25 protein-coding genes are annotated in these 25,880 nt (G+C 68.8%); 6 read left to right on the top strand and 19 right to left on the bottom strand.

Annotated elements, in window-relative coordinates; all coding sequences use genetic code 11:
- Window position 1: 1 nt before the first annotated feature.
- A complete protein-coding gene (locus ACWDU4_RS25745; RefSeq protein ID WP_450116785.1) occupies window positions 2-1,189 on the bottom strand; it encodes an acyl-CoA dehydrogenase family protein in 1,188 nt (395 codons plus the stop codon).
- 111 nt (window positions 1,190-1,300) lie between these two features.
- Between ACWDU4_RS25745 and ACWDU4_RS25740 the strand changes: the two genes are divergently transcribed.
- Window positions 1,301-2,515 (top strand): CoA transferase, encoded by a 1,215-nt coding sequence (locus ACWDU4_RS25740; protein ID WP_450116784.1) that lies wholly within the window; start codon window positions 1,301-1,303, stop codon window positions 2,513-2,515.
- Between the two features lie 74 nt (window positions 2,516-2,589).
- Here ACWDU4_RS25740 and ACWDU4_RS25735 read toward each other — a convergent pair whose 3' ends face one another.
- Window positions 2,590-4,101 (bottom strand): TRAP transporter large permease, encoded by a 1,512-nt coding sequence (locus ACWDU4_RS25735; protein WP_450116783.1) that lies wholly within the window; start codon window positions 4,099-4,101, stop codon window positions 2,590-2,592.
- Window positions 4,098-4,700 carry a TRAP transporter small permease gene (locus ACWDU4_RS25730; protein WP_450116782.1) on the bottom strand — a complete coding sequence of 201 codons (603 nt, stop codon included), beginning with the start codon at window positions 4,698-4,700 and terminating at the stop codon, window positions 4,098-4,100. The genes ACWDU4_RS25735 and ACWDU4_RS25730 overlap by 4 nt, the downstream gene beginning before the upstream one ends.
- A 341-nt stretch (window positions 4,701-5,041) precedes the next feature.
- On the opposite strand from ACWDU4_RS25730, the gene ACWDU4_RS25725 reads away from it, so the two are divergent.
- Entirely contained in the window at window positions 5,042-5,488 is a 447-nt protein-coding gene (locus ACWDU4_RS25725) for a Zn-ribbon domain-containing OB-fold protein (RefSeq protein ID WP_450116781.1), read from the top strand.
- Window positions 5,472-6,659, top strand: a complete 1,188-nt coding sequence (locus ACWDU4_RS25720) for a thiolase C-terminal domain-containing protein (protein WP_450116780.1) — start codon at window positions 5,472-5,474, stop codon at window positions 6,657-6,659. The genes ACWDU4_RS25725 and ACWDU4_RS25720 overlap by 17 nt, the downstream gene beginning before the upstream one ends.
- A 164-nt stretch (window positions 6,660-6,823) precedes the next feature.
- Here the strand turns inward: ACWDU4_RS25720 and ACWDU4_RS25715 are convergent, their stop codons facing one another.
- The 6 genes from ACWDU4_RS25715 to ACWDU4_RS25690 all read right to left on the bottom strand — a co-directional run bounded on the left by ACWDU4_RS25715 (window position 6,824) and on the right by ACWDU4_RS25690 (window position 13,563).
- A complete protein-coding gene (locus ACWDU4_RS25715; protein ID WP_450116779.1) occupies window positions 6,824-8,116 on the bottom strand; it encodes an acyl-CoA dehydrogenase family protein in 1,293 nt (430 codons plus the stop codon).
- Window positions 8,117-8,188: 72 nt separating this feature from the next.
- Entirely contained in the window at window positions 8,189-8,953 is a 765-nt protein-coding gene (locus ACWDU4_RS25710) for an SDR family NAD(P)-dependent oxidoreductase (RefSeq protein WP_450116778.1), read from the bottom strand.
- Window positions 8,950-10,038 carry an NADP-dependent oxidoreductase gene (locus ACWDU4_RS25705; RefSeq protein WP_450116777.1) on the bottom strand — a complete coding sequence of 363 codons (1,089 nt, stop codon included), beginning with the start codon at window positions 10,036-10,038 and terminating at the stop codon, window positions 8,950-8,952. The genes ACWDU4_RS25710 and ACWDU4_RS25705 overlap by 4 nt, the downstream gene beginning before the upstream one ends.
- Complete coding sequence (locus ACWDU4_RS25700; protein ID WP_450116776.1) at window positions 10,038-10,799, bottom strand: SDR family NAD(P)-dependent oxidoreductase; 762 nt, start codon at window positions 10,797-10,799, stop codon at window positions 10,038-10,040. Before ACWDU4_RS25700 ends, ACWDU4_RS25705 begins: the two co-directional genes overlap by 1 nt.
- A 46-nt stretch (window positions 10,800-10,845) precedes the next feature.
- Window positions 10,846-12,024, bottom strand: coding sequence for a thiolase family protein (locus tag ACWDU4_RS25695; RefSeq protein WP_450116775.1), 1,179 nt, complete (start codon window positions 12,022-12,024; stop codon window positions 10,846-10,848).
- 48 nt (window positions 12,025-12,072) lie between these two features.
- Complete coding sequence (locus ACWDU4_RS25690; protein WP_450116774.1) at window positions 12,073-13,563, bottom strand: AMP-binding protein; 1,491 nt, start codon at window positions 13,561-13,563, stop codon at window positions 12,073-12,075.
- 221 nt (window positions 13,564-13,784) lie between these two features.
- Here ACWDU4_RS25690 and ACWDU4_RS25685 point away from each other — a divergent pair, with 221 nt between their 5' ends.
- Together ACWDU4_RS25685 and ACWDU4_RS25680 are read left to right on the top strand one after the other, a co-directional pair.
- Entirely contained in the window at window positions 13,785-14,825 is a 1,041-nt protein-coding gene (locus ACWDU4_RS25685; protein ID WP_450116773.1) for a phosphotransferase family protein, read from the top strand.
- 18 nt (window positions 14,826-14,843) lie between these two features.
- Window positions 14,844-15,770 (top strand): enoyl-CoA hydratase, encoded by a 927-nt coding sequence (locus ACWDU4_RS25680; RefSeq protein ID WP_450116772.1) that lies wholly within the window; start codon window positions 14,844-14,846, stop codon window positions 15,768-15,770.
- A 100-nt stretch (window positions 15,771-15,870) separates the two neighbouring features.
- Here the strand turns inward: ACWDU4_RS25680 and ACWDU4_RS25675 are convergent, their stop codons facing one another.
- The 5 genes from ACWDU4_RS25675 to ACWDU4_RS25655 all read right to left on the bottom strand — a co-directional run bounded on the left by ACWDU4_RS25675 (window position 15,871) and on the right by ACWDU4_RS25655 (window position 20,189).
- Window positions 15,871-16,884, bottom strand: coding sequence for an LLM class flavin-dependent oxidoreductase (locus ACWDU4_RS25675; protein ID WP_450116771.1), 1,014 nt, complete (start codon window positions 16,882-16,884; stop codon window positions 15,871-15,873).
- The gene (locus ACWDU4_RS25670) at window positions 16,881-17,357 is read right to left on the bottom strand and encodes a Zn-ribbon domain-containing OB-fold protein (protein ID WP_450116770.1); all 477 of its coding nucleotides are present in this window, start codon (window positions 17,355-17,357) and stop codon (window positions 16,881-16,883) included. The genes ACWDU4_RS25675 and ACWDU4_RS25670 overlap by 4 nt, the downstream gene beginning before the upstream one ends.
- A complete protein-coding gene (locus ACWDU4_RS25665) occupies window positions 17,357-18,499 on the bottom strand; it encodes a thiolase family protein (RefSeq protein ID WP_450116769.1) in 1,143 nt (380 codons plus the stop codon). Before ACWDU4_RS25665 ends, ACWDU4_RS25670 begins: the two co-directional genes overlap by 1 nt.
- A complete protein-coding gene (locus ACWDU4_RS25660) occupies window positions 18,496-19,293 on the bottom strand; it encodes an SDR family NAD(P)-dependent oxidoreductase (protein WP_450116768.1) in 798 nt (265 codons plus the stop codon). The genes ACWDU4_RS25665 and ACWDU4_RS25660 overlap by 4 nt, the downstream gene beginning before the upstream one ends.
- Window positions 19,294-19,358: 65 nt before the next feature.
- On the bottom strand, window positions 19,359-20,189 hold the full coding sequence (locus tag ACWDU4_RS25655; protein WP_450116767.1) for an SDR family oxidoreductase: 831 nt from the start codon (window positions 20,187-20,189) through the stop codon (window positions 19,359-19,361).
- 114 nt (window positions 20,190-20,303) lie between these two features.
- On the opposite strand from ACWDU4_RS25655, the gene ACWDU4_RS25650 reads away from it, so the two are divergent.
- Window positions 20,304-20,780 (top strand): nuclear transport factor 2 family protein, encoded by a 477-nt coding sequence (locus ACWDU4_RS25650; RefSeq protein ID WP_450116766.1) that lies wholly within the window; start codon window positions 20,304-20,306, stop codon window positions 20,778-20,780.
- Between the two features lie 43 nt (window positions 20,781-20,823).
- Here the strand turns inward: ACWDU4_RS25650 and ACWDU4_RS25645 are convergent, their stop codons facing one another.
- From ACWDU4_RS25645 to ACWDU4_RS25625, 5 genes are all read right to left on the bottom strand, one after another.
- On the bottom strand, window positions 20,824-21,054 hold the full coding sequence (locus ACWDU4_RS25645; protein ID WP_450116765.1) for a ferredoxin: 231 nt from the start codon (window positions 21,052-21,054) through the stop codon (window positions 20,824-20,826).
- A gap of 2 nt (window positions 21,055-21,056) precedes the next feature.
- On the bottom strand, window positions 21,057-22,253 hold the full coding sequence (locus ACWDU4_RS25640; protein WP_450116764.1) for a cytochrome P450: 1,197 nt from the start codon (window positions 22,251-22,253) through the stop codon (window positions 21,057-21,059).
- Window positions 22,254-22,277: 24 nt separating this feature from the next.
- The gene (locus ACWDU4_RS25635; RefSeq protein WP_450116763.1) at window positions 22,278-23,552 is read right to left on the bottom strand and encodes a C4-dicarboxylate ABC transporter substrate-binding protein; all 1,275 of its coding nucleotides are present in this window, start codon (window positions 23,550-23,552) and stop codon (window positions 22,278-22,280) included.
- A 235-nt stretch (window positions 23,553-23,787) separates the two neighbouring features.
- Entirely contained in the window at window positions 23,788-24,492 is a 705-nt protein-coding gene (locus tag ACWDU4_RS25630) for a FadR/GntR family transcriptional regulator (RefSeq protein WP_450116762.1), read from the bottom strand.
- A gap of 232 nt (window positions 24,493-24,724) precedes the next feature.
- Entirely contained in the window at window positions 24,725-25,465 is a 741-nt protein-coding gene (locus ACWDU4_RS25625; protein ID WP_450116761.1) for a FadR/GntR family transcriptional regulator, read from the bottom strand.
- Between the last annotated feature and the right edge of the window lie 415 nt (window positions 25,466-25,880).

Below are 25,880 nucleotides of genomic sequence, written 5' to 3'. Positions count from 1 at the left end.
CTCAGCGCCCCCCGCCCGCAGCGGCCTTCTTGGCGGCGTTCACCAGGCCGCCACCGATGATCAGGCGCTGGATCTCGCTGGTGCCCTCGTACAGGCGCAGCAGCCGCACGTCGCGGTAGATCCGCTCGACGGGCACCTCCCGCATGTAACCGGTACCGCCGTGGATCTGGACGCCAAGATCGGCTGCCCGACCCGCCATCTCGGTGCAGTAGAGCTTGACGGCGGACGGCCCGATCCGTCGGTCCTCACCCGAGACGTAGCGTTCGGCGACCTCACGCACCATTGCGCGCCCGGCCATGACGCCGGCCGCGATGTCGGCGATCATCGCCTGCACGAGCTGGAAGTCGCCGATCGGCGTGCCGCCCTGGGTTGCGGTGGCGGCGTACGCCACCGACTCGTCCAGCACCCGCTGCGCCGTACCCACCGCGAGCGCCGCGATGTGGACGCGTCCGCGGGCCAGCGAGGTCATCGCGGCGCGGTATCCGACGTCCTCGTTGCCGCCGACCAGCGCTCCGTGCGGAACCCGGGCGTCGGAGAAGTGCACGTCGGCCGTCCATGCGCCCTCCTGCCCCATCTTCCGGTCCTTGGGCGAGACCACGACACCCGGCGTGTCGGCGGGCACGAGGAAGACGGCGATTCCGGTGCCGTTCTCGTCGGCGGGCCGGGTGCGGGCGAACACCACGAACAGATCGGCCAGCGGCGCGTTGGTGATGAACCGCTTCTCGCCGTTGATGATCCAGTCGTCGCCCTCCCGGACCGCCTTGGTCCGCAGCCCGGCCGGGTTGGATCCTGCGCCGGGCTCGGTCAGGGCGAACGAGGCGACGATGTCACCGGAGGCGATGCCCTCGAGCCACTGCGCCTTCTGCTCGTCGGTGCCGAAGCCCACGAGCACCTGCCCCGCGATGCCGTTGTTGGTGCCGAACATCGACCGCAGGGACAGGGCCGTGTAGCCGAATTCCATTGCCAGCTGGACATCCTGGGTCAGGTCCAGCCCGAGACCACCCCATTCCTGCGGGATCGCGTAGCCGAACAGCCCCATCGCCGCCGCGTTCTTGCGGACGTCGTCGGGAATGCTGTCGGTGTCTGCGATCTCCTGCTCACGCGGCACGACTTCCTTGCGAATGAACTCGCGGGTCTGCGCCAGGATGTCAGCGAAATCTTCCGGACCTACTGCCGAAACGGATGCCATGGTGGAAGTATTGCGTCCAAGAATCCTGCGTGTCAATACTATGGTGTGAATTATTATCATTGTTTCTGAAATGCCTGATCAGAAGCCATTCAGACCGGAGGATCCACCACAATGACCACACCGACCACCCGGCCCCTCGACGGCCTCCGGATCATCGAGATCTCGAGCTTCGTCGCCTCCCCACTGTGCGGCCTCACGCTGTGCCAACTGGGCGCCGAGGTCATCCGAATCGATCCGATCGGGGGCGCCGCGGACGTCGACCGCTGGCCGCTCACCGCCGAGGGCGAGTCCATCTACTGGACCGGACTCAACCGGGGCAAGAGATCCCTGGCGCTGGACCTGCGCAGCCCCGAGGGCCAGGACATCGTCCGACGCCTCGTGACCGCACCCGGCACCGGCGGCGGGATCCTGGTGACCAATGCCGGCGGTCGACGCTGGATGAGTCACGAGACCCTGTCCGCGCTGCGCCCGGACGTCATCACCCTCGAACTGCTCGGCCGCCACGACGGCCGCCCCGGCGTGGACTACACCGTCAACGCCGCGCTGGGATTCCCCCAGATCACCGGACCCGTGAATCACGCAGGCGCGGTGAACCACGCACTGCCCGCATGGGACGTCGCGGCCGGGCTGCACGCGGCCCTCGCCGTCGCGGCAGCCGTCCACCGGCGCGAGGCCACCGGGGAGGGCTCCCGGATCGTGCTCCCCCTCGAGGACGTTGCCCTCGCGACCGCGGGCGCTCTGGGGTACCTCACCGAGGTGCAGGTCAACGGCACCGGCCGGACCGGCACCGGCAACGACGTGTACGGCACGTACGGCACGGATTTCGTCACCGCCGACAACGAGCGGTTCATGATCGTCGCGCTGACGCCCCGCCACTTCCGGGACCTGGTCGCGGTCACCGGGACCGAGAAGCCCGTCGCGGCACTCGAATCCGCACTCGGGGCAGACTTCGGCCGCGAGAGCGACCGATACGAGCATCGAGAGGTCCTCACCGCGCTGTTCGCCAAGTGGTTCCGGTCGCATCACGCCGACGAGGTCGGGCGGGCACTGGGCGCGTCTTCGGTCCTGCACGAGCGGTACCGCACCTTCGAGCAGGTGGTCCGGTCCGGATCACTCGAGAGCAACCCACTCTTCGCCCCGCTGGCACAGCCACGCATCGGCGACTACCTCGCCGCCGCGATGCCCGCGTCCTTCGACGGCACCCACCTGCACACCGGCCCGGCCGCCCGACTGGGCGAGGACGGCCCGGACATCCTGCGCGAGGTCCTGTCCCTCGACGAGGGCGAGGTCGCTGCTCTCACGAACGCGGGCGTGCTCGCGGTGTAGCCGGCCTGCCCAACCAACGACGTTCGGCCGGAAGGGAACACCCTTCCGGCCGAACGTTTCCGTGGACCCGTCGACTAGCCGCCCGACCGGTCGGGCAGGAAGGTCGAGATCTCCGGGAAGAAGATCAGCACCAGGACCACCACGAGCGCCATCGGCAGGAACCACAGCGACGCGACGAACACGTCCTTGAGCGGAATGTTCTTACCCAGGTTGACCTGGGGGTCCTTCGCGATCGAATGGATGACCATCGCCAGGATTCCGACCGGCGGCGACAGGATCGCGAGCTCACCCATGAAGACGGTGAAGGCGCCGAACCACAGCAGCGAGATGTCGAGCGACTCGAGCGTGGGGATCAGGATCGGGACGGTCAGCACCATCATCGGCAGCGGTTCCATGAACGCGCCGAGGAGCAGGTAAATCAGCGTCATCAGCAGCAGGAACTCGACACGGCCGAGATCCATCTTGGTGATCACGTCGGCGAACCCGTTGCTGATGCCCGTCAGGGTCATCATCCGGGACAGCGCCTCCACACCGATGAGCAGCAGGAACACCGCGCCCACCGTGGAGACGGTGCCGATGGCGCCGTCCGTGATCGCGCGCAGCGCACCACCGGTCTTGCGCTTCCAGATGAACACCACGCCCACCGAGCACAGCGCCGCGACCGCACCGGCCTCCGTCGCGGTGAAGACCCCGGAGAACATGCCGCCGATGATGACGAAGATCAGCACCGGAACCGGCCACGCCGCAACAAGGCTCGCGAAGCGTTCCTTCCAGGACACCTGGGCGGCGGCGACGCGATTCTCCTTCGGGCCGGCCAGATCCTTGCCGAAGATCGCGAACAGGATGATCGCGACGCTGAACAGGATGGCCACAAGGACACCGGGGCCGATGCCGGCGAGGAGCTGCTTGCCGACCGGGACCTCGGCGATGCCCGCGTACAGCACGAGCAGGATGCTCGGCGGAATCAGCTGGCCGGGAAGCCCGGCGACGATGACCGCGCCGATCGCGAGGCGGCGGTCGTAACCGGCCTTGAGCATCTCGGGGATGCCGATGCGCCCGAGGGCATAGGCGGTGCCGGTGGTCGAACCGCTGACCGCGGCGAGGCCGGCGCCGGCGACGTTGGTGCCGACCGCGAGACCACCGGGCATCCAGCCGAGCCAGTGCCGGGCCGCCGTGTAGAGGTTGGCGGTCAGGCCCGACTTCCACATCAGCAGGCCCATCAGGACGAACATCGGCACGACGCTGAGGGTCCAGCTGGCGACCTGGTCGTAGGGCAGCGACGACAACGCCGTCACGACGGTCTTCTCACCGCGGATCGCATAGAGGCCGGCGAAGGACGGGATGATCATCGTCAGGGCGACCGGCACCCGCAGGAACAGCAGCACCAGCATCATCACCAGTGCCGCGCACCCGATGGCTCCTGGCTTGAGCGGCATGAAGATCGCCGCCGTCGATGCGACGAGCAGCACGACGAGGGTGCCGAAGACCGCCCACGAGCGGACGGTGTGCTTGTTGCTCGGACCGACCGGTGGTGGCTCGATCGGACGGGGATCCGCATTCTCTGCGGGAGCGGCAGCGGTGGTCATTTCTTCTCCGAATCCGATGTGGTGAGGGCCGGGGCCTCGAGCGCGCGCTCGGCCTCGATCTCGGCGTTGATGCGTTCGACCTCGGCGTCGGTCGCGTCCTCGTCCTCGTAGCCGCGCAGGGCGCGCACGGCGGCGTAGCCGATCTGGACGGTGAGCACACCGAAGGACAGCGGCACGAGGAACTGAACCGGCCACGAGACGACCGTCGAAACGCCCGCCGTCTTGCCGATCTCGCGGGCGTGCAACGCATCTTCGAGTCCGTACCAAGCGAATCCGAGCATCACGACGGCGGTCAGGACGTAGCCGACGAACAGCACCCACCGCCGGACACGGAGCGGGAAGTAGTGGGTCACCAGGTCCGCGACGATGTGCTCGCCCCGGGCCTGCGCGGCCATGAATCCGAGCAGCGCGATGATCGGCAGGTAGACGTACTGGGTGATCTCCAGTGTGTTCTGGATCGGACTCGAGGCGAACGCCCGCAGCAAGGCGTTGGCGGTCACGTGAAGCATCATGACGAACAGCACGATGACGGCCGGGACCTCGATGAAGAGCAGCAGCCGGTTGGGCCGCGTACTCGAAGCGCTCGATGATGCGCTCATGTGAACTCCGCAGGATTGAGGGGATGGGACGCGGTGATACTCGGCGGGGAATCGGGCTCGCGGGCCGACTGCCAGGGGCGGGTTTCGCTGTGCGGCACGGCGATCTCGCACCACCTTCCGTCGTGATCCACGTCACCGTCGATGCGGATATCATTCGCCTGAATTAGATCCAAAGTCAAGCTTTCATGCGAATGATTTGCATTGAACTCGCACGGACCGCATGTCCCGGCCTTCGCCGTGGGCAACTTGACGAAACAGAGACCGGCGTCACAGAATGCCTAATAGATGAATACCATTATCTACATTTGCGGACAACCCGCACGCACCCCCGAGGAGGTCGGATGAGTCGACCGATTCCGCCGCTCAAGCCCCTGCCCCGCGCCGACGAAACCTCGGCACCGTACTGGGCCGCGGCCGGTGAGCACCGGCTGTCACTGCAGTTCTGCGGTGCGTGCGACCGTTTCGTGCACCTGCCGGCCACGTTCTGCCCGCGGTGCACCGGGGACGACCTGACCTGGCGCGACGTCTCCGGCCGCGCGACGCTGTACTCGTACACGGTGATGCACGACTCGCCCGGTCCCGGCTTCGCCGACTCGCTCCCCTATGTCGTGGGCGTCGTGGAGATCGACGAGCAGCCCGGTCTCCTGGTCACGACCAACCTTCTCGACGTCTCCCCCACCGAGCTGCGCATCGGCATGCCACTGGAAGTGGCGTTCGAGGAGCTCGCGGCGGACGCCGTCGTACCCCAGTTCCGCGCGAGGAGGGATGACCATGTGGGACTTTCGTGACAAGGTGGCGATCGCCGGGATCGGCTACACCGAACTGGTCCGGCGCAATCCGCGGTCGCTGGCCGCCCTGACCGTCGAGGCGACCGACCTGGCCCTGGCCGACGCCGGCCTCGGCCGCAGCGACATCGACGGCCTCGCCACGACGCCGACCATGCCGGTGTACGGCGGCGAGAAGGGCAACCAGGACGGCGTCGACGTCGTGACTCCGGGATTCCTGGCGCAGGCGCTGGGCATTCGCGACGCGATCACCTGGCTGGGCAACACCACCCCGATGGTCACGCACGCCGCGATCGACGCGATCAACGCGCTCGTCGCCGGTGCGTGCACCCATGTCGTTCTCTACCGCGCTCTCCACATGCCCGTGGGCCGCTACTCGAACTACACGGCCACGCACGCCGCGGGCAAGGACCAGTTCTTCGCGCCGTACGGGTTCTCCATGCCTGCCGGATGGGCGGCGACGGTGGCGCGACGGTATCTGGACCTGTCCGGCGCGACCCGGGAATCGCTGGCCAACTTCATCGTCGACAACCGGGAGAACGCACACCGCAACCCGAACGCCTTCTTCCGGGGCAAGACGCTGACCAAGGACGAGTACCTGGCATCGCGGATGATCGCGGACCCGATCACGATGCTGGACTGCGACCTTCCGGTCGACGGGGCGGTCGCGATCGTCCTCACCCGCACCGAACGGGCGCGGGAGCTGCGGAACCCTCCGGCACTGATCACCGGGTACGCAGCGAGCAACCACGTCGGCGCCACCGGCGTGCCGATGGCGTTGGAGGACATCCTCGACGGGTCCGCGCGCACCGGTGAACGTCTCTGGGCCGCAGCCGGAATCGATCGCACGGAGATCGACGTGGCACAGCTCTACGACGGCTTCTCGATCTTCACCTACACGTGGCTCGAGGGCCTCGGATTCGTCAACCGTGGTGAGGCCGCCGGTTTCATCGACGACGGGCACGCCCGGCTCGGCGGATCACTGCCGATCAACACCGGCGGTGGTTGCCTCGCCGAGGGCCGCCTGCACGGCATGACCCAGCTGACCGAGGCCGCCTACCAGGTGACCGACCGCGCGGGCGACCGCCAGGTGCCCGGTGCGTCCCGCTCCGTGGTCACGGTGTCCAACGGGCTCGCAGGCTCCACCGCGTTCGTCGTCAGCCGCGACCGCTGACTCCCAAGTACCCCACCCCCACCCCACCCCCCACCCTCCATTGACCGAATGTGGGATCCGGTCAGTTGAAGTGAACGAATCCCACATTCGGTCAGGGGGTGGCGGGGCGAGTGGCAGACGAGAAGGGCCCCGGAGCATCGCTCCGGGGCTCTTCTCGTGCGTGCCTAGCCGTCCAGGGCGCTCAGCTCGGCCGCGAACTTGGCGCGGGCCTGATCCTCGAGAGCGGGCAGGTGGTAGCTCGGGAACAGCCCCTCGCGCGGGGTCGCGTCGCGCAGCAGCTGACGGGCGAGGCTGACCTTGTGGATCTCGGTCGCGCCGTCGGCGAGGCCCATGTGGTAGGACTCGAACAGCCACTTGCCCAGGGGCAGTTCCTTGGACACACCGAGCGAACCGTGCAGCTGCACCGCCCGCGAGGACACGTCGAGGAGCACCTTCGGCATCGCAGCCTTGACCGCCGCGATGTCCTTGATGACCTTGCGGTAGTCGTTCTCCTGGTCGATCCGCCACGCCGTCCGCAGCACCAGCAGCCGGAACTGCTCGAGCTGGAGCCACGAGTCGGCGATCATCTCCTGCACCATCTGCTGATCACCGAGACGCTTGCCGCGCGTCGTGCGGGAGACGGCGCGCTCGAGCATCATGTCGAGCGAACGCTTGACCAGGCCGACCGTACGCATCGCGTGGTGGATGCGGCCGCCACCGAGACGGGTCTGCGCCACCTCGAAGCCCTGCCCGACCCCGCCCAGGATGTGGTCCTTGGGGATCCGTACGTCGGTCCAGCGGGTGTAGGCGTGGGTGCCGACCTCGTAGTCGTGGCCCCACACCCCGGTGTTGCGCACGATCTCGACACCCGGGGTCTCGGCCGGGACGATGAACTGCGAGAGGCGCCGGTGCGGCTCCGCCTCCGGGTCGGTCACGGCCATGATGATGTAGAACGATGCGAAGCGGGCGTTCGACCCGAACCACTTCTCGCCGTTGATCACCCACTCGTCACCGTCGAGGACCGCGGTGGTCTCGAACTCGACCGGGTTGGACCCGCCCTGCGGCTCCGTCATCGCGTAGCAGGAGACGATCTCGTTCTCGATCAGCGGCTTGAGGTACCGCTCCTTGAGTTCCGGGGTGCCGTAATGGGCGAGGATCTCGGTGTTGCCCGAGTCCGGCGCCTGGGCGCCGAAGACGATCGGACCGGAGTGGGTACGGCCGACGATCTCGTTGAGCAGGGCGAGCTTCAGCTGGCCGTAGCCCTGCCCGCCCAGTTCGGGACCGAGGTGCGTGGCCCACAGGCCCTTCTCCCGAACCTTGTCCTGCAGCGGCGGGATCAGCTTCTGCCGCAGCGGATCCTTCAGGTCCCACGCGTGGGTGATGACCTGGTCGATCGGCTCGACCTCGGTGGTGACGAACTCGTCGGCCCAGTCGAGCACCTTCTGGTACTCGGGGTCGGTGTCGAATCCCCAGCTCATGTCCTGGTTCCTTTCGTGAGAGTGAGCCGTGAGTCCTTGGCGTCCCGTGGCGGGCCGAAAGGACTCACGGGGTCAGCGCATTGCGGTGCGGCCACCGTCGACGGGGAGGATCGCGCCGGAGGTGTAGGTGGACGAGGGGCCGGCGAGATACAGTGCCGCGCCGATGATCTCGCCCGGGCTTCCGGCCCGGCCCAGCGGCAGCGCGGCCATCTTCTCCGCGACCACGTCCATGTCCCACGCCTTGCTGATGTCGGTGAGGAACGGCCCCGCCATGATGGCGTTCACCCGCACGTTCGGTCCGTACGCCTGCGCGAACCCCTTGGTGAGGATGTTCAGGCCGGCCTTCGCCGCGGCGTAGGGCAGGTCGCCCGGAGTGGGCCGCTCCGACGCGATCGAGCTGATGTTGATGATCGACCCGCCCTCGCCGGCGGCCATCCGCGGCGCGACCAGCGTCGTCAGCCGGAACGCGCCCTTGAGGTTGACGTCGAAGACCTTGTCGAACAGCGCCTCCGAGATCTCCTCGAGACTCGAGTAAAGCGGCGACATCCCGGCGTTGTTGACGAGGATGTCGACCTTGCCGAACGCCTCGTAGGCGCGGGCGACCAACGCGTCCTGGGCGTCCCAGTCGCCGACATGGCAGGCGACGGGCAGCGCGCGCCGGCCGGTGGTCTCGGCCACCTCGGCCGCGAGCGCCTCACAGCTGTCGATCTTGCGGCTGACGATGATCGTGTCCGCACCGGCCTTCGCGAACGCCAGCACCATCTCCCGGCCCAGCCCCCGGCTGCCGCCGGTGACGAGAGCGACCTTGCCCTCCAGGGGAAGTGCAGGTGCCGTCATCGTTGTACCTCCTTGTCGGGCGAGTACGTCCCGCCGAGAACCTGTGAATCGTCGGCACTGTCGGCGATCGGGACGATCGCCTTGCCGGTCGCGCTGCCGTCCAGCATGCCGAGGAACGCGTCCCACGCGCCGGCCACCCCGCCGCCGAACGCGGTGTGCACCGGCCGGACGCGTCCGGACTCGATCCACCCGGTCATCTGGTCCTCGAACTCGTCCCGCGCGTGAAGGTGGTCGCGGTGCAGGAAGCCCTCCATCCGGGCCCGGCGCCAGATCAGTTTGATGAGGTTGCTCGGGCCGGGTTGCGGCGTCGCCGAGTTGTAGATGCTGATCATCCCGCACAGCGCGATCCGCGCGTGGTCGTTGATCACCCGGATCGCCGCCTCGAGATGCTCGCCACCGACATTGTCGAGGTAGACGTCGAGACCGCTCGCACCCACCTCCGCCAGCGCTCCGCGCAGTTGCCCGCTGATCGGGCCGTCGTGATGGTCGAAGGCGGCGTCGGCGCCGAGTTCCCGCGCCAGCGCCACCTTCTCGGGTGATCCGGCGCTGGCGATCACGGTGGCACCGCGCAGCTTCGCGAGCTGGACCGCGGTGGAGCCGACCGCCCCGGCCGCCGAGGACACGAACACCACGTCCCCGGCACGCACCCGCGCGATCCGGTCGATGCCGATCCATGCGGTCATCCCGGGGATGCCCAGCACGCCGAGGTACGCGGCCGGATCGACCCGCCCGGCCCCGAGCAGCCGGCACTCGGCGGCGGGGACCGACGAGTACTCCCGCCAGCCGAAGTCGTGCAGGACCAGCGCGCCGACCGGCACCGCCGGGTCGGCGGACTCGGTGACCCGGCCGACTGTCGGCGCGCGCAGCGGTTCGCCGATCGGGTAGGGCTCGGCGTAGGTCGACTCCCCGCCCATCCGGCCGCGCATGTACGGCTCGACGGACATCACGAGGTTGCGCACCCGCACCTCGCCCGCCGAGGGGTTGGGCAGCGTCCGGACGACCAGTTCGACATCCGAGTCGACCGGTCGCCCGGTGGGACGCGCGCGCAGGACCCACTCGTGGCTGTCCACCGGCAGGCCGGTCATCAGCGCGGCGCCATCCGGATCGCGCCGTCGAGCCGGATGACCTCACCGTTGAGCATCGGGTTGGACACGATGTGTGCTGCGAGGGAACCGAATTCGGCCGGGTCGCCGAGCCGGCTCGGGTGCGGGATCTGTGCGCCGAGCGAGGCCTTCGCCTCGTCGCCGAGGCCGCCGAGCAGCGGGGTGTCGAACAGTCCCGGCGCGATGGATACGACGCGGATCGCGAGCGAGGCCAGGTCGCGGGCGAGCGGCAGGGTCATGCCCGCGACGCCGGCCTTCGAGGCCGCGTAGGCGGCCTGCCCGATCTGCCCCTCGTAGGCGGCGACCGAGGCGGTCGTGACGATGACGCCGCGCTCCTCGCCTTCGAGTTCGAGCTTCGACATCCGCTCGGCGGCCAGCCGGATCACGTTGAAGGTGCCGATCAGGTTGATGGTGACAACCTTCGTGAACACGTCGAGCGGGAACACTCCCTTGCGGCCGACCACGCGCAGCGACCGGCCGGTGCCCGCGCAGCTCACGACGGCGCGCAGCTCGCCGAACGCCTCGGCGGCGTCGAGCGCGGCCGCGACGGCGACCTCGTCGGTGATGTCGGCCGGGGCGAAGATCGCGTTCTCCCCCAGTTCGGCGGCGACGGCCGCGCCGTTCGACGTGGGCAGGTCGAGCAGGACGACCTTAGATCCCTGCTCGATCAGCTGACGGGCCGTCGCGAGCCCGAGACCGGAGGCACCTCCGGTCACGACGGTGACCTTGCCATTGATGTTCACGAGTGCGCCTTCCTTGACTGCTGTCGGGAGATACGTTGCCGGGTCGTCAGATACGTTCGACGAGAAGAGCGTTCGCCATGCCGCCGTGCTCGCACATCGTCTGCAGGCCGTACCGGCCACCGGTGCGTTCGAGCTGGCCGACCATGGTCGCGAGCAGCCGCACACCGGAGGCGCCGATCGCGTGGCCGAGGGAGATGGCACCGCCGGCGGGGTTGAGCCGCGCCGGGTCCGCACCGAACTCGCGGGCCCAGGCCAGCGGCACCGAGGCGAAGGCCTCGTTGACCTCGTAGACGTCGATGTCGGCGATGGACAGACCGGTGCGGTCCAACAGTTTCTGCGTCGCCGGGATCGGTGCGGTGAGCATGTACAGCGGGTCGTCACCGGCGACGGTGAAGTCGACGAACCGGGCACGCGGGGTCAGACCGAGCTCGGCGGCCTTCTCCTCGGACATGATCAGCGTCGCGGCGGCCGCGTCGGTCAGCGGCGACGAGTTGCCCGGGGTGATCATCCAGCCCAGCCCCGGGAAGCGCTGCTCGGACTCGTCGGACCGGAAGGAGGCCCGCAGACCGCCGAGGCTTTCCAGGGTGGTGGCGGCGCGGATCGTCTCGTCCCGGTCGTGGACGCCGGTGGGGACGGCCACCGGCACGATCTCGCGGTCGAAGTGGCCGGCCGCGGCGGCCGACGCGGCACGCCGGTGGGACTCGAATGCGTAGGCGTCGACGTCGTCCCGGGTCATGCCCCACTTCGTCGCGACCAGTTCCGCGGCCACACCCTGGCTGATCCAGCCCTCCGGGTAGCGCTGCCCGAGCCCGACACCGACCAGGTCCCGGCCCATCGGGGCGGTGCCCATCGGCACCCGGCTCATCGACTCGACACCGCAGGCGATCACGACGTCGTAGGCGCCGGAGATCACGCCCTGCGCGGCGAAGTGGACGGCCTGCTGGCTCGATCCGCAGGCCCGGGTGACGGTGGTCGCCGGGGTGGACTCGGGCAGGCCCGCCGCCAGCATCGCGGAGCGGGTGATGTTGCCGGCCTGCTCGGACGCCTGGCTGACGGTGCCGCCGATGACGTCGTCGACGAGAACCGGGTCGATCTCGTTGCGCGCCATCAGGCCACGCAGCACCTCCGCGAGCAGGTCGATCGGGTGCACCTCGGAGAGCGCCCCGCCGGCCTTGCCCCGGCCGGACGCCGATCGGACGACGTCGACGATGACGGCATTACGCATTGGATCCTCCAACGGATGGTGAAAGGTGTTGTGGGGAAGGCTCCCCGGTCAGCCTGCGGCGGGCTCGGTGATCTGCGCGACGAGGTCCCGGCGGACCAGTTTGCCGGTGGCGGTCTTGGGCAGTTCGTCGACGAAGACCACCTCGTCGGGGGTGCGCGAGCCGCGCAGTCGCTCCCGGCACCACGTGCGGATCGACTCGGAGTCGGCGTGCTCGGAGCCGACCGGCACGATCACGGCGCAGATGCGCTCGCCCCACTCGTCGTCCGGCACACCGATGACCGCCAGTTCGCGGACGTCGTCGTGGTGGACGAGCACGTCCTCGATCTCGGCCGGGGCGATGTTCTCGCCGCCGCGGATGATGGTGTCGTCGGCACGGCCACCGATGTACAGGTAGCCGTCCTCGATGCGGGCGCGGTCACGGGTGGGGAACCAGCCGTCGGCGTCGAGCGCGGAGCCCTTGCCCATGTACTCGCCGCTGACCTGGGCGCCCCGCACCCACAGCAGACCGGTGTCGCCGTCGCCGAGGATCTCCTCGTTCTCGCCGCGGATCTGCGCCTCCATGCCGGGGACGATGCGCCCGACCGAGCCGAGCCGTCCGCGCAGCGCCGGATCGGCGAGCGCGTCGCGGTGATCGTCGGGCCCGAGCACCGCGATGGTGGAGCTGGTCTCGGTGAGTCCGTAGGCGTTGACGAATCCGGTGTCCGGGAAGGCGACCAGTGCGCGTTCGAGCACCGGCTGCGGCATCCGTGCGCCGCCGTAGGCGAGCGAGCCCAGCGCCGGGGTGTTCGCGGGCGCGCCGTCGAGGTGCTCGACGACCCGGGCCAGCATGGTCGGCACCACCATCGCACTGGTGATGCCCTCCTCGCGGACCAGGTCCAGCCAGGCCGGCGGGGAGAAGTCGGGCAGGTGCACCATGCGGCGCCCGGCGTAGATGTTGCTCAGGACCGCGCCCATGCCGGCCACGTGGTAGGGCGGCGTGCTGACCAGCGTCGCCTGTTCCTCACCCGCGGAACCGAATTCGACGGTGTTGAACAGGTAGGACAGCAGGTGCTGGTGGCGCAGCAACACGCCCTTCGGAGCCGACGTCGTGCCGCTGGTGAACAGGACGATGGCAGTGGCGTCGTCCGGGACGGGCACCGCGTCCACCGGGGTCGCGGCGCGCGCGAGATCGAGGAACTCCTCGCTGGTGAGCACCGTCTCCGCGGCACCGTCGAGCTTGTCCCGGTAGGCCGGGTCGGTGACGATCAACGGGCGGTCGAGCTGGGCGACCAGGTCACGCAGCTGATCGGTTGCGAGACGATAGTTCAGGGGCGCGAGGGGAACGCCGGCCCGAGCCGCGGCGAAGGTGAGGACGGGGAGCACCGGCCCGTTCACGCCGACGAACACGAGGTGCGCGGCACCGTGCTCGGTCAGGACCGCGGCACCGCCGGAGGCGATGTCGCTGAGCTGCTGGTAGGTCATTCCCGCGCCGCGGCGGCCGACGGCGAGCCTGTCGGGATTGACCGATGCGGCCATGTCCAGAACCATTTCGATACCCATTGCACCACCTGGTGAGAACGCTTGGATTGTTGATGTGCACACGAGGTGCGGGGCCACATGCGGCAGGAACATGCCGGCCATCTGACGCAAACGATAACAACTATGCGCCTGAATGTGAAGTGAATCATGACAATGGTTGCAAGCAATGTGTATGGTGCGGTGAGCGAGTGCCCCAGATCACTCGCCCAGCACGAACCAACGAGAGACACGAGGTGCTTCCGATGCGCGACCCGGTGGACATCACCGCTCTGACGGCCTGGCTGGATCACAGCGGCGTCGGCACCGGACCGGTCGAGAACGTGGTCGCCCTGACCGGCGGCACCCAGAACATCCTGGTCAAGTTCACCCGGGACGGCGTCGACTACGTCTTCCGCCGGCCCCCGCTGCACAAGCGCAGCAACAGCGACGAGACCATGCGCCGGGAGGCCCGCATCCTCGAGGCACTGGCGGACAGCGGTGTGCCCCACCCCCGCCTGGTCACCTCGTGCGAGGACCTCGACGTGATGGGCTGCTTCTTCTTCGTGATGGAGGCGATCGAGGGATTCACCGCGACGACCGAGGTGCCCGAGCCGCACGCCTCCTCCGCCGAGGCGCAGCACGCGATGGGACTGTCGATGGTCGACGCCGCGGCCGCGCTCGGCGCCCTCGACCCGGCCGTCCTCGGGCAGGCCCAGGTGGACCGCGCCGACGGCTGGATCGACCGCCAGGTCGGCCGCTGGCGCCGCCAGCTCGACTCCTACCACGAACTCGACGGCTGGCCCGGACCCGATCTCGACGGCCTCGACGAGATCGGCACCTGGCTCGAAGATCACCGCCCCACCGAGTGGCGGAAGGGAATCATCCACGGCGACTACCACTTCGGCAACGTGATGTTCCGCAGGGACGCAGCCGAGGTGGCCGCGGTGGTGGACTGGGAACTGGCCACGGTCGGCGACCCCCTCCTCGACCTCGGGCACCTGCTGGCCAGCTGGCCGAACCCGGACGAGCCGCGCACCGCGGGCCTGGCCCGCCGGCTCGACGGCCTGCCCCGCCGCGACGAGGTGATCGCCCGCTACGGCGCCGTCAGCGGCCGGGACATGTCCGGCTTCGACTGGTACCAGGTGCTCGCCTGCTACCGGCTCGCCATCCTCCTCGAAGGCACCCACGCCCGCGCCTGCGCGGGCAAGGCCGACGCCGACCTCGGCCGGCGTTTCCACGGTGTCTCCCAAGCACTTCTCGACCAGGCACGCACCCTCGTCCAGGCCTCCTCCGCGACGGTCTGACCCGAAAGGACCACCGGCATGAGCACAGTCGGCACCGACCCCACCACCGAGGTGGACTACAAGTACCTCCGCTACGAGACCCACGACGAGGGCACCATCGCCCGGATCGTGCTGAGCCGGCCCAAGTACCGCAACGCGCAGAACCGCGGGCTGCTCGTCGAACTCACCGAGGCGTTCCTGCGGGCCGAGGCCGACGACACCGTCCGCGTGGTGATCCTCGCCGGCGACGGGCCCGTCTTCTCCTCCGGACACGACCTCGGCAGCCCGGACTACAAGGCCGAACGGGATCCGGGACCGGACCAGCACTGGTCGTACGGCTGCACCGGCGGCACGAAGGACGCCGTCGAGTCGCGGCACCACCAGGAGTGGCACTACTTCTTCGAGAACACCCGCCGCTGGCGCAACCTGCGCAAGATCACCATCGCGCAGGTGCACGGCAACGTCTTCTCCGCGGCGCTGATGCTGACCTGGGCGTGCGACCTCATCGTCGCCGCAGAGGGCACCCAGTTCGCCGACGTCGTCGCCACCCGCCTCGGCATGTGCGGCGTCGAATACTTCGGCCACCCCTGGGAGTTCGGTCCGCGCAAGGCCAAGGAGCTCCTCCTCACCGGCGACTGCCTCGACGCCGAGGACGCCCGCGCACTCGGCATGGTGAGCAAGATCTTCCCGGCCGACGACCTCGGCGAGCGCACCCTCGAGTTCGCCCGTCGCATCGCCCAGGTGCCCACCATGGCGGCGCTGCTGGTCAAGGAGTCGGTGAACCAGAGCCAGGACGCGATGGGATTCTCCAACGCGCTCGACGCCTGCTTCACGATCCATCAGCTCAGTCACGCGCAGTGGACGCACCTCTCCGGCGGCAAGAGCCCGGTCGGGACGCCCGAACTCGGCCTGCCGGACTGGAAGACGGCACCGCCGGTGCAGCGGGCGGACCCGTACCGTCCCTAGCCCGCGCCCTGCGAGAACGGCGCCCCCACACGGGTGGGGGCGCCGTTCTCGTGCTCCGGGTTGCCTTGCTCCGGGTTGCCGTCGTACCGGATCGCGCGACCTAGGACACCGCTGCCTGCCGCAGACCGTCCGACTCCAGCCGCGGGAGCACCTTGGATGCGAACAGTTCCAGGCTTTCCCAACCGATCTCGGGAGGCGTGCCACCCATGAGCGGCTGGAACATCAGCTCCGACCGGTCACCGCGGGCAGTGGCGAACTCGACGCACTCGTCCGGGGTGAGCACCTGGAAGTCCGGCAGCAGCTTGAGATCCTCGACCGTCTCCGCGAACTTGTAGCCGGTGGTCCCGGTCCCCCGCTCCTTCGCCCACTGCGCATTCATGTTGGTGGTGTACATCAGGTGCGGGGCCAGTCGCTGCCAGTCCCGCTCCGGGTCGTCGGTGACGTGCAGGAACAGCGGTCCGGCCGGGTAGGGCCGCGCCGGGACGGGGCGCCCGAGCCGTTCGCACTCCGCCTCGAAGAGCGAGTACAGCCGATCCTTGTCCGACCCGGCCGGGTAGTAGTTGTCACCCAACCGGGCCGCGCGTGCCGCGGACGGATCCGCCGAGCCACCGATGTAGATCGGCGGCCGTGGCGTGGTGACCGGCGTCGGCCGCACCCGCACGGTCCGGCCTCGGAACTCGAAAGATTCACCGGTCCAGGCCTTGTCGAGCGTCTCGATGATCTCCTCGAGGATCTTCACCCGGCGCCTCATCGGGATGTCGAACATCTCGAACTCGTCGGGCCGGTACCCGATCCCCATCGTCATCTCGACCCGGCCGCGCCCGATCAGGTCCAGCGTCGCCAGGTCCTCGGCCAGTCGCAGCGGGTCGTGCAGGACCGCGACCAGCGCGGAGAAGTGCACCCCGATCCGCTGGGTGCGACCGAGCATCGCCCCGGCAAGGATCATCGGCGAGGCGCAGTAGCCGTCCTCGGCGCCGTGGTGTTCGGCGATGTACACCGTCTCGAAGCCGGCCGAGTCGGCCCAGGCGGCCTGTTCGACGGCGGCCCGGTAGAGATCGGCGGCGGGCGCTCCGACGGCGGGCGCCCGCATGTCGTACCGGAGTGAGAGTTTCATCGCGGGGTCTCCTTCTCGTCGGAATCCACCAGTCGGAAGGTGGGCAGGGTGTGGGTGTCGAAGACCGTGGGGGACAACTCGACCCGGTCACCGATGTGGGGCGTGTCCGCTCCGGGGCCGACCAGGTTCGTCACCAACCGCACGCCGGGTGCGTCGTCGATGTCGACGAGCGCGACGGTGTACGGCGGGGTGGACCCGGACGGCAGGAAGGCCCGTTCGACGCGGGTGAAGGTGTGGATCACGCCGGTGCCGCGGACCGGCACCCACTCGGGGCCGTCGGGGTACCCGCACCGGCATCCCGATGCCGGATACCATTGCCATCGACCGCATCCCGGGCACCGGGGCAGGGCGAGACCACCGGCGGCCGCCGCGTCCCAGAACGGTTCGAGCTCGGGCAGGTCCCGCGGCGGCGGGAACTGCGGGACGTGGTCGGCCTCGGTCACCGCGGTGCCAGCCGGCGCCGAATCGGTCATCAGCGGTCCTCCGTCAGGATCAGGGTGGTGTGCTCGCCACCGGCGAGTGCCGCGACCAGCGCGGTGCGGGCACCGGGTACCTGCGCCGCGCCGCGCCGCCCGCGCAGCTGGCGCACCGCCTCGATCACGTGCACGATCCCCGGGATGTAGGCGTAGGCGAGGTGGCCGCCGTGGGTGTTGACCGGCAGCGACCCCCCGGGAGAGGTGTGCCCGTCCGCGGTGAACGCGAACGCCTCTCCCCTGCCGCAGAATCCGAGATCCTCCAGCTGGATCGCCTGCGAGATGCTGAAGCAGTCGTAGATCTCGGCGACGTCGATGTCGGAGGGCCGCAGACCGGCCTCGGCGAATGCCCGCGGACCGGACCGCGCCGACCCGAAGCTGCACATGTCGTCGGCCTGGGTGAAGAAGGAGGTCATGGACGGCCCCACCGCGACCGTCGAGGCACCGGCCACCCGAACCGCGGCGACGTCCAGGTCCCGGGCCCGGTCGGCGGTGGTGACCACGACCGCCCCGGCCCCGTCGGTGATCAGGCAGCAGTCGGCGGCACGCAACGGGGACGCGATCATCGGGCTGTCCAGGTAGTCCGCCAGGGTCAGCTCGCGGCTGCGCTGGGCACCCGGGGTCAGCCCCGCCCAGGTGCGGTTCGCGATCGCGATCGCGCCGAGCTGGTCCGGAGCGACCCCGTAGGTGTGCAGGTACCGCTGCGCCCACGCGGCGAAGTAGACCGGCTGCCCGTACCAGCCGAAGGGCATCTCGAGGCCGGCCTTGACCGGGTCGTGGGCGTGGAAGGCGTACGGTCCGCCCGGTTTCGACCCCGCGTACCCGTAGTACACGAGAACCACTGCCGCCCGGCCCGATTCGACGGCGGTGCGGGCGAGGTCGATCGCGGCGAGCGGGCCGGCCCCGGCGGGGATGCCGGGGGCGGCCGTGTAGTCACGCGCGATGCCGAGCGCCTCGGCGACGTCGTCCGGCCCCGGCCACGACCCGGCCGAGATCACCCCGTCCACGTCGGCGGCGGTCAGGCCGGCGTCGTCGAGCGCGGCGCGGCACGCGTCGATCACCAGCCGGTCGATCCGGCGGTCGACCGACCGGCCGAACTCCGACTCGCCGACCCCGGCGAGGACAGCGGATCCGGCGATCACTTGGACCGGTGCCCGCGCCAGGCCGTGGTGCCGCCGTCGACCGGGACGACGATGCCGGTCAGGAACGACGCGTCGTCCGAGGCCAGGAAGGCGACCACCTTGGCGATCTCACCGCTGGTGCCGAAGCGCGGGATCAGGTGCGCACCGGTCATGCCGAGCAGGCGGGCGTCGCGGTCCTCCGGCGCGGCCGCGGCGAGGAAGCCCGCACTCATCGGCGTCTCGATCGAGCCGGGTGCGAACGCGTTGACGCGAACCTCCGGAGCGAGCGCGATCGCGGTGGTGCGGGTCAGCTGGATGACGGCCGCCTTGCTCGCCGGGTACGCGGTGCTGACATAGCCGACCATGCCTGCGACGGAGGCGGCGTTGATGATCGACGGCCCACGCCCGGATGCGCGCAGGTGCGGCGCGGCGAACTTCGAGGCCAGCCACACCGCCTTGACGTTGATGTCGAACACCTTGTCCCACAAATCTTCCGGCAGACCCTCGAACGAGGCGTCCTCCGCGAAGGCGCCTTCCATGATGCCGGCGTTGTTGATCAAGGTGTCCAGGCCGCCCGCGGCGGCGACGGTGGAATCGATCATCGTCCGGATCTGCTCGCTGTCGGCGAGGTCCACCTCGATGGCGAGGGCCGCGACACCGAGTGCCTCGACCTGCCCGACGGTCTCCTTGGCGCCGTCCATGTTCCGATCCGCGACGGCGACGAACTCGGCGCCCTGACGGGCCGCTTCCACCGCGATCTCCCGGCCCATACCCTGGGCACCTCCGGTCACCAGGATTCGCTTGCCGGTCAACATGGGACCACCTCTTCCGTTCCGTTGTTCGATGTTGGTTCTGACTGTCTGTGCGGCGATCTCGGCCGTCAGCCGCGCCGCCCGGCCTCGAGCAGGGTGACCGGATCGGCGTACCGGCCGCTGGTGTAGGGCGAGACGCCGATGATCCCGGTCATCCCGGCATCGACCGGCAGCGTGACTCCGGTGACGTAGGCGGCGGCGTCGCCGGCCAGGTAGAGCACGCCCGCGGCGACGTCCTCGGGCACCAGCGCCCGGTCCATCAGTGCGGATCCGTCCAGTGCGGTCGCGGCGCCTCCGAGGTCGCCGTCCGCGACGACGGCCGCGGTCATCGGGGACACCACCGCTCCGGGGACGATGGTGTTGACCCGGATCCCGTACGGACGAAGCTCGGCCGCCACGGAATTCGACAGGCCGATGACGGCGGCCTTGGCTGCGCTGTAGACGTGCGGACCGACGCCGCCGAGCAGGCCGCCGGGGCTCGAGGTCGAGATGATCACCCCGGACCGCTGCGCCTTCATCACCCGCGCGGCGTGCTTGCAGCCGCAGATCACCGCACGCAGGTTGATCGCGATCGTGGTGTCCGCCTCGGCCATCGGTGTGCGGTCGATGGGGCCGAGGACGCCCATCACCCCGGCGTTGTTGAACATGATGTCGAGCCGTCCGAAGGTCGTGACCGCGAGGTCGACGGCGGCGGCGACGTCGTCCTCGACGGTGACGTCGGTGGGCACGAACAGCGCCCGGGGACCGAGCTCGGCGGCGAGGGCGGCGCCCGCTTCGCGCTGCAGGTCCGCGATCACCACGGCCGCACCCTCGCGATGCAGGCCCCGCACCACCGCGGCGCCGATGCCGCCCGCTGCGCCGGTGACCACTGCCACCCGACCGTCGAATCTGTTCACCATGGGCACTCCCGCGACGACCATTTACCTGATAACAATATGCATGAAATCTAGATCACATTCCGGCTGTCGGCAATGCCCGCCTCCGGTCGGACCGCCCGCCACCGGAGGACCCCCGTGACACCAGACGAGATGACCATCGCGCTGACCGCCCTCACCGAACGAGTGGCCGGACTGGAGGCCGAGCGCGCCGCACTGAGCCTGATGCACCGCTACGCGGCCGCGCTCGACGATCCGGACCCCGCGGCGCTCTCCCGGCTGTTCACCCCCGACGGAACGCTCGCCACGCCGCGGGCCGAGCACCGCGGCCGCGCCGCGATCGTGGACTTCTTCACGCAGGCCCGACAGCAGGACGCGAGTACCAAACGGCACTTCGTCTGCCAGCCCGAGGTGACCGCGACGGGGCCGGACAGGGCGGCGCTGCAGTGCTACTTCCTCTACACCGCACTGCCCGGAGCCTCGGAGCCTCCATCAGTGCTCGGATGGGGTGCCTACCGCGCCGAGTGCCGAATCGATTCGGGCACGGCACTGTTCGAGTCGCTCCGAATCGCGGTGCACGCCACCTCGGAACTCGCCGCCGCACACGCGCTCTGACGAGAAACCGGCGCGGACCCGTGTCGGGTCCGCGCCGGCTCGCTCAGCTCGCCCGGTAGGCGATGGCGCGCTCCGGGCAGGCGTCGGCGGCGTCGCGCGCCTGCGCCAGCAGGTCCGGGCCGATCGGCAGATCCTGACCGGCCTGCGCGACGAAGCCCGCCTCGTCATCGGTGAGCAGGTCCGGCGCCACGGCGTAGCAACGGCCGTGCCCCATGCACTTCCCCTCGGCAACACTCAGCGTGCCGACGGTGTCCTGTGCGGTGTCTCCGGCCATGATCAGACGTCCCATTCCAGTTCGAGGTTCTCCAGGGTCAGCTGCGAGCCCCGCTCCACGAGCGGCGCCTCACCGCGAATCCGGTAGTTCGGAATCCGCTTGTGCCACTCCTCCAGCACCACGGCCAGTTCCAGCCGCGCCAGGTGCATGCCCAGGCAGCGGTGCGGTCCGGCGCCGAACCCGAGGTGGCGGTTGAGTCCGGGCCGGTCGAGCACGAACTCGTCGGGCTCGGGATACATGCGCGGATCCCGGTTCGCGGAGCCGACACCGAGCCAGATCACATCCCCGGTCTTCATGTCGAGGCCGTGGAATTCGGTGTCCTCCTGCACCTCTCGTCCGGCCTGGATGACCAGGGGGTAGAGCCGGATGAACTCCTCGACGGCCTTCTTCGTCAGGTCCGGGTCGTCGATCAGCATCTGCCGGTCCGCGTCGTGCTGCGCGAGGTGCGCGAAGATGTACCCGAGCGCGGAGCGGGTGGTGTCGAGCCCGGCGAGCATGATCGACAGGCAGGTGGTGAGGATGTCGTCCTTGCTCAGCGGCTCGCCGTCGATCTCCGCCTCGAGGAGCCGGGTCACCATGTCCTCGGCGGGGTCGAGCGGGTTGGCACGGCGATCCTCGACGGCCTTGTCGAAGTACTCCAGAATCTTGCCCTGCCACAACTGGGCGTCGTCGACGTCGCCGCGGAGCATCGCCCGGAACATGTTCTCGCTCCACGGCAGGAAGAAGTCACCGTCGGAGACGGGCAGTCCGAGGAGTGCGAGGAACAGGTCCGTCGGGTACCGGATCGCGAACTCCTGCACGAAGTTGCAGTGACCCCGGTCCTTGATCTCCTCGATCAGCTCGATGCAGCGGGAGTAGGCCAGCTCTTCCATCCGCCCGATCGCGGCGGGCGCGAAGAACGGGTTCAGGACGCGACGGAAACGCTGATGGGTGTCACCGTTGAGATCCTGTGGCAGCAGCGGAATCCCGCTCTTGGGGTACAGCGCGGTCCGGACGTCGGTGGTCCAGGTGCGCCAGTTCTGGAAGCCCTCGAGCACGTCGTCGTAACGGGTGAGCATCCAGAAGCCGCGTTCGGTCGTGTCGTTGAAGTGGAAGCGATCCTGCTCCCGCTCGGCGTCGAGCAACGCGTAGTGACCGTAGATTTCGCTCTCGCGCGTGTAGTCGGTGTGGCTGACGGGGCATTTGAGTGGCTGAGCCATGTCTTCTCCTGCTTGATCGATCGGTCAGGACGGGCGATGGGGAAGGAAGATCTGCTCGTAGACCTTGTCCGCGTAGTCGGTGAGATCGACCTTGCCGGGCGCGTACCAGTTGGCGAATCCGTCGTAGTCGACTTCGTCGGTGTAGCCGAGGTCGGCGAGGGTCGCGAGCCACTCTTCGGCCGCGCTCTGCATCCGCGAGACGAACGCGTCGCCGTCGTCGAAGGCCTTGCCCGTGCGAACGCCGTCGAGGAGCTTGTCCTGCTCCGCCTTGATCGCGGCAGCGGCATCGGGAGCGAAGGTGCCGACTCCACCTCCGGCGGCGAGGATCTCGGCCGTGCCCGCGACCGTGTTGGCGAAGACCTTGTCCTCGACGTTCGACTTCATGAAGACCGTCACGCGGTCCCAGATCAACTGCTGCGCAACGAGCGGAAGGGAGTCCCATGCCTGCTGGCTCATGGCGATGCCGCCCCACCCGTTGGCGAAGCTCGCCGAGGAGTCGATGACGGCGTGCGGCGCGGCGCCGAGGAAGCCGCCGATCGTGCCGACGGTGAACGTCGTGACCGAGCAGTCCGCGACCTTGCGCTGCAGCGCCTCGTACAGCTCGGTGTACGGCATGGTCACCGGGCTCGCGCCGAGTGCGGTGACCTCGGCACTGATCGAGCGCCCGCTGGCGGTGACCTGCGCGCCGTGCAGCGACGGCAGGTCGCGCCGCGCGCTGGAACAGAACAATCCGTTCGATCCCGAATTGTATTCGGGAAGAAGGAGCTTCATGCCCTTGTTCTCGTACTCCGCCATGATCTCCGGCGTGTCGAAGGCGACGTCGTTGGCCCAGGCATTGGACTGCAGGACGCCGACCACGGGCGTCTGCTTCGCGAGATAGGCCGAGTCGGTGAGCGCGGCGCTCGCGGGATACTCGGACGGGTCGTACTGGGGGATGATGTGCGCGAGGTCGAGCCGGCCGTCGAGCAACGCATCGTCGATATCCGCCGGTGCGGCAATCGCATTCGCGTACGCGATGTCGAACGTGATCTTGCCGCCCGACCACTCCGTGATCGACTCCAGATACTTCTCGACCGGCTGGCCGGTGGTCGACCCCTTCGAGGACGGGGACTGCGTGTGGAGGACGATGGGTTCGACGTCCTCGAACGCGGCGATGTAGTCCTCCTTCGACGCCCCGTACTCCAGGCCCGAGCCGCCACCGGTGCCGGCCGATGCCGATTCCGCGCATCCCGCGACGGCGGCTGCGGCGAGGCAGGCCGCAATCCCGGCGCCGACCGCCCTGATTCGCACTCTTGTCATGTCCGCTCTCCACCCTTCGTGGCCGCATGCGACAACACACTGTTCCAAGTGACTCAAATCACCACATATGATGCGCATCATATGTGTGGTTGTCAACACATTGCCGCGAAACACGGCGACCTGCCCGCTCGCGAAAGCTGAGTGAAAGTGGCATTGCCTCTTGCCATTACAAAAGAGAGGCGGAGGCAACCACAGGTTGCCTCCGCCTCTCGGGGAGCGTGTGAACGGGCGCGAATCAGCCCCGCACACCCCAGGCAATCGGGGTGTCGAGGACCTGCGGGTAGTGCTTCTCCTCGTAGCGCCAGATACCGGCGATGTGCTCCTCCATGGCCGCCAGCGCGGCCTCGGGATCACCCGCCGCCACAGCGAGATAGATCTTCTCGTGGATGTCACAGGTGGCAACGCGGTGCCGCTCCGGATACTCCATGCCCATCGCCGAACCGTCCAGCATGTCCAGGAGCGCGTGGATGAGATACCCGAAAAGCGCGTTGCCGGACCCCTTCGCGATGGTGTCGTGGAACAGGCGGCTCATCTCGATGAAGATCTCGTCGTCGTCGAGGTTCTCGCGCATGTGGTCGACGGAGTGCTTGAGCGCGGCCAGCTGGTCCTCGTTCATCCGCTCGGCCGCCAGCCTCGCCATCATCGGCTCGAGGGCGGTCCGCGCCTCCACGATCGACCGGAACGGCGCGTTCTCGAACTGCATCAGCAGCGTGATCGCGGTCTCGAGACCGGCACTGTCCGGCTGCTGGACGATCGGGCCGCCACCCGGGCCGGGCTTGAGCGCGATGACGCCCTGCAGTTCGAGGAACCGGAGCGACTCCCGGAGGGTGCCGCGGCCGATGTCGTAGTCCTCGAGCATCACGCGCTCCGGCGGAAGCCGGTCACCGACCTTGTTTCCACGCTTGTTGATGTCCTCGACGATGCGCTGAGCCACCAACATCGCAGTCTTCTGAGGACGAAGGTTTGCCCTTCCCACTGCACGCACCTCCACACGGTAAGGCCTTTCCCCCGCCCACCGGAGTTATAGCCACAGTAATCTATGATTATGTTTACAGCATTGCGTGCGTGGACACCAGAAGGTTCGGTGGACAAATACCGGACGGTCGAGATTCTCGCCGCAGCCGGTCGTGGAATCGGGCGAATCCCCCCTCGAGGCGGAGCCGAACCGCCAACTACTGCATGGCGTCCCAGGTGATGGGCTTGCCCATTGCACCGGAGAACTTCTTCTGCAGGTAGGTCGTCAGCTCGGTCACATGAGCGCGCATCTCGACTTCCGCGGCGGCCGGATCGCCGGCGTCGATCGCGGCGAGGATGCGGACGTGAGCGTCATAGACCTTGGTTCGCCGGGCGGCGGGATACTCGACGCCGAGGGCCACGCCCTCGAATATGCCGTCGACCGCGTCGATGAGGTAGCCGAACAGTACGTTGCCCGACGCCCACGCGATCACCTCGTGGAACGCCTTGTTCGTCTCCAGGAACACGTCGAGATCCTTGAGGTTCTCCCCCATCTTGACCACCGACTCGGCGAGCAGGTCCCGCTGTGCGTCGGTGATGCGTTCGGCCGCGAGCCGTGCCATCAGCGGCTCGAGGCCTGCCCGGGCCTCGACGATCGTGGAGAAGGGCGCGCCGTCGAACTGCAGGACCAGCCCGAGACTGTTCTTCAGGTGCCCGGAGTCGGGCTTCTCGACGGTGGGACCGCCGCCGGGGCCGGGTTTGAGGGAGATGGCGCCCGAGAGTTCGAGGTAGCGCAGCGCCTCGCGCAGGGTTCCGCGGCCGACCTGGTACTCCTCGAGCATCAGCTTCTCGGACGGCAGCCGGTCGCCGCTCGTCAGGCCCCGCCGGTCGATCTCCGAAACTATCCGCCGCGCGATGATCATCGCCGTCTTCTGCGGACGGCCGGACCTACTGCTCACCACCACTGTATTTCCCCCTGGAGTACCCCTCGTTCCGCTACTTACGCGGCGGTAAGGCACTGTACCGTCGCGATCGCGAAATCCGAGTTCAATCCCGAGCATTTGTGGCGCCCGCCTCATCGGCGGAGCACATCCTGGACGATTTGTCCCGTTGGGAAAGCGTGAGATGTGTCTCACGCAAACATCCACCGTTTCGTTGATCCAACCGAATGATGCCGATAGTTTCGGATCGGTGCCCTCGTGGCGCCCGAACGCACCCGGCCGCCAGGCATCGCCCCTCACGAGCCATGGCCGGGCTGCCGAAGAACACAGGCGCACGGTCCGCGACCCCCCTCCCGGACCGTGCGCCTGTGCTGTCTTCTCTTGTCGGGCACGACGTCTCGAACGCGTCGTGGTGCGCGACCGAATGGTCGCG

The sequence above is a fragment of the Rhodococcus sp. NPDC003348 genome (assembly GCF_053589375.1).
This window is presented reverse-complemented; position numbering and strand designations above follow the sequence as displayed.

Excerpts from the sequence above, each read along its gene's own strand:
- ACWDU4_RS25695 (WP_450116775.1), bottom strand. The coding sequence starts at position 12,024 with ATGCGTAATGCCGTCATCGTCGACGTCGTCCGATCGGCGTCCGGCCGG.
- ACWDU4_RS25720 (WP_450116780.1), top strand. The coding sequence starts at position 5,472 with ATGTGGGACTTTCGTGACAAGGTGGCGATCGCCGGGATCGGCTACACC.
- ACWDU4_RS25670 (WP_450116770.1), bottom strand. The coding sequence starts at position 17,357 with ATGACCGATTCGGCGCCGGCTGGCACCGCGGTGACCGAGGCCGACCAC.
- ACWDU4_RS25740 (WP_450116784.1), top strand. The coding sequence starts at position 1,301 with ATGACCACACCGACCACCCGGCCCCTCGACGGCCTCCGGATCATCGAG.
- ACWDU4_RS25635 (WP_450116763.1), bottom strand. The coding sequence starts at position 23,552 with ATGACAAGAGTGCGAATCAGGGCGGTCGGCGCCGGGATTGCGGCCTGC.
- ACWDU4_RS25655 (WP_450116767.1), bottom strand. The coding sequence starts at position 20,189 with ATGGTGAACAGATTCGACGGTCGGGTGGCAGTGGTCACCGGCGCAGCG.
- ACWDU4_RS25745 (WP_450116785.1), bottom strand. The coding sequence starts at position 1,189 with ATGGCATCCGTTTCGGCAGTAGGTCCGGAAGATTTCGCTGACATCCTG.
- ACWDU4_RS25660 (WP_450116768.1), bottom strand. The coding sequence starts at position 19,293 with ATGTTGACCGGCAAGCGAATCCTGGTGACCGGAGGTGCCCAGGGTATG.
- ACWDU4_RS25710 (WP_450116778.1), bottom strand. The coding sequence starts at position 8,953 with ATGACGGCACCTGCACTTCCCCTGGAGGGCAAGGTCGCTCTCGTCACC.
- ACWDU4_RS25690 (WP_450116774.1), bottom strand. The coding sequence starts at position 13,563 with ATGGGTATCGAAATGGTTCTGGACATGGCCGCATCGGTCAATCCCGAC.
- ACWDU4_RS25680 (WP_450116772.1), top strand. The coding sequence starts at position 14,844 with ATGAGCACAGTCGGCACCGACCCCACCACCGAGGTGGACTACAAGTAC.
- ACWDU4_RS25645 (WP_450116765.1), bottom strand. The coding sequence starts at position 21,054 with ATGGCCGGAGACACCGCACAGGACACCGTCGGCACGCTGAGTGTTGCC.
- ACWDU4_RS25675 (WP_450116771.1), bottom strand. The coding sequence starts at position 16,884 with ATGAAACTCTCACTCCGGTACGACATGCGGGCGCCCGCCGTCGGAGCG.
- ACWDU4_RS25715 (WP_450116779.1), bottom strand. The coding sequence starts at position 8,116 with ATGAGCTGGGGATTCGACACCGACCCCGAGTACCAGAAGGTGCTCGAC.
- ACWDU4_RS25685 (WP_450116773.1), top strand. The coding sequence starts at position 13,785 with ATGCGCGACCCGGTGGACATCACCGCTCTGACGGCCTGGCTGGATCAC.
- ACWDU4_RS25735 (WP_450116783.1), bottom strand. The coding sequence starts at position 4,101 with ATGACCACCGCTGCCGCTCCCGCAGAGAATGCGGATCCCCGTCCGATC.
- ACWDU4_RS25730 (WP_450116782.1), bottom strand. The coding sequence starts at position 4,700 with ATGAGCGCATCATCGAGCGCTTCGAGTACGCGGCCCAACCGGCTGCTG.
- ACWDU4_RS25640 (WP_450116764.1), bottom strand. The coding sequence starts at position 22,253 with ATGGCTCAGCCACTCAAATGCCCCGTCAGCCACACCGACTACACGCGC.
- ACWDU4_RS25705 (WP_450116777.1), bottom strand. The coding sequence starts at position 10,038 with ATGACCGGCCTGCCGGTGGACAGCCACGAGTGGGTCCTGCGCGCGCGT.
- ACWDU4_RS25630 (WP_450116762.1), bottom strand. The coding sequence starts at position 24,492 with ATGTTGGTGGCTCAGCGCATCGTCGAGGACATCAACAAGCGTGGAAAC.
- ACWDU4_RS25725 (WP_450116781.1), top strand. The coding sequence starts at position 5,042 with ATGAGTCGACCGATTCCGCCGCTCAAGCCCCTGCCCCGCGCCGACGAA.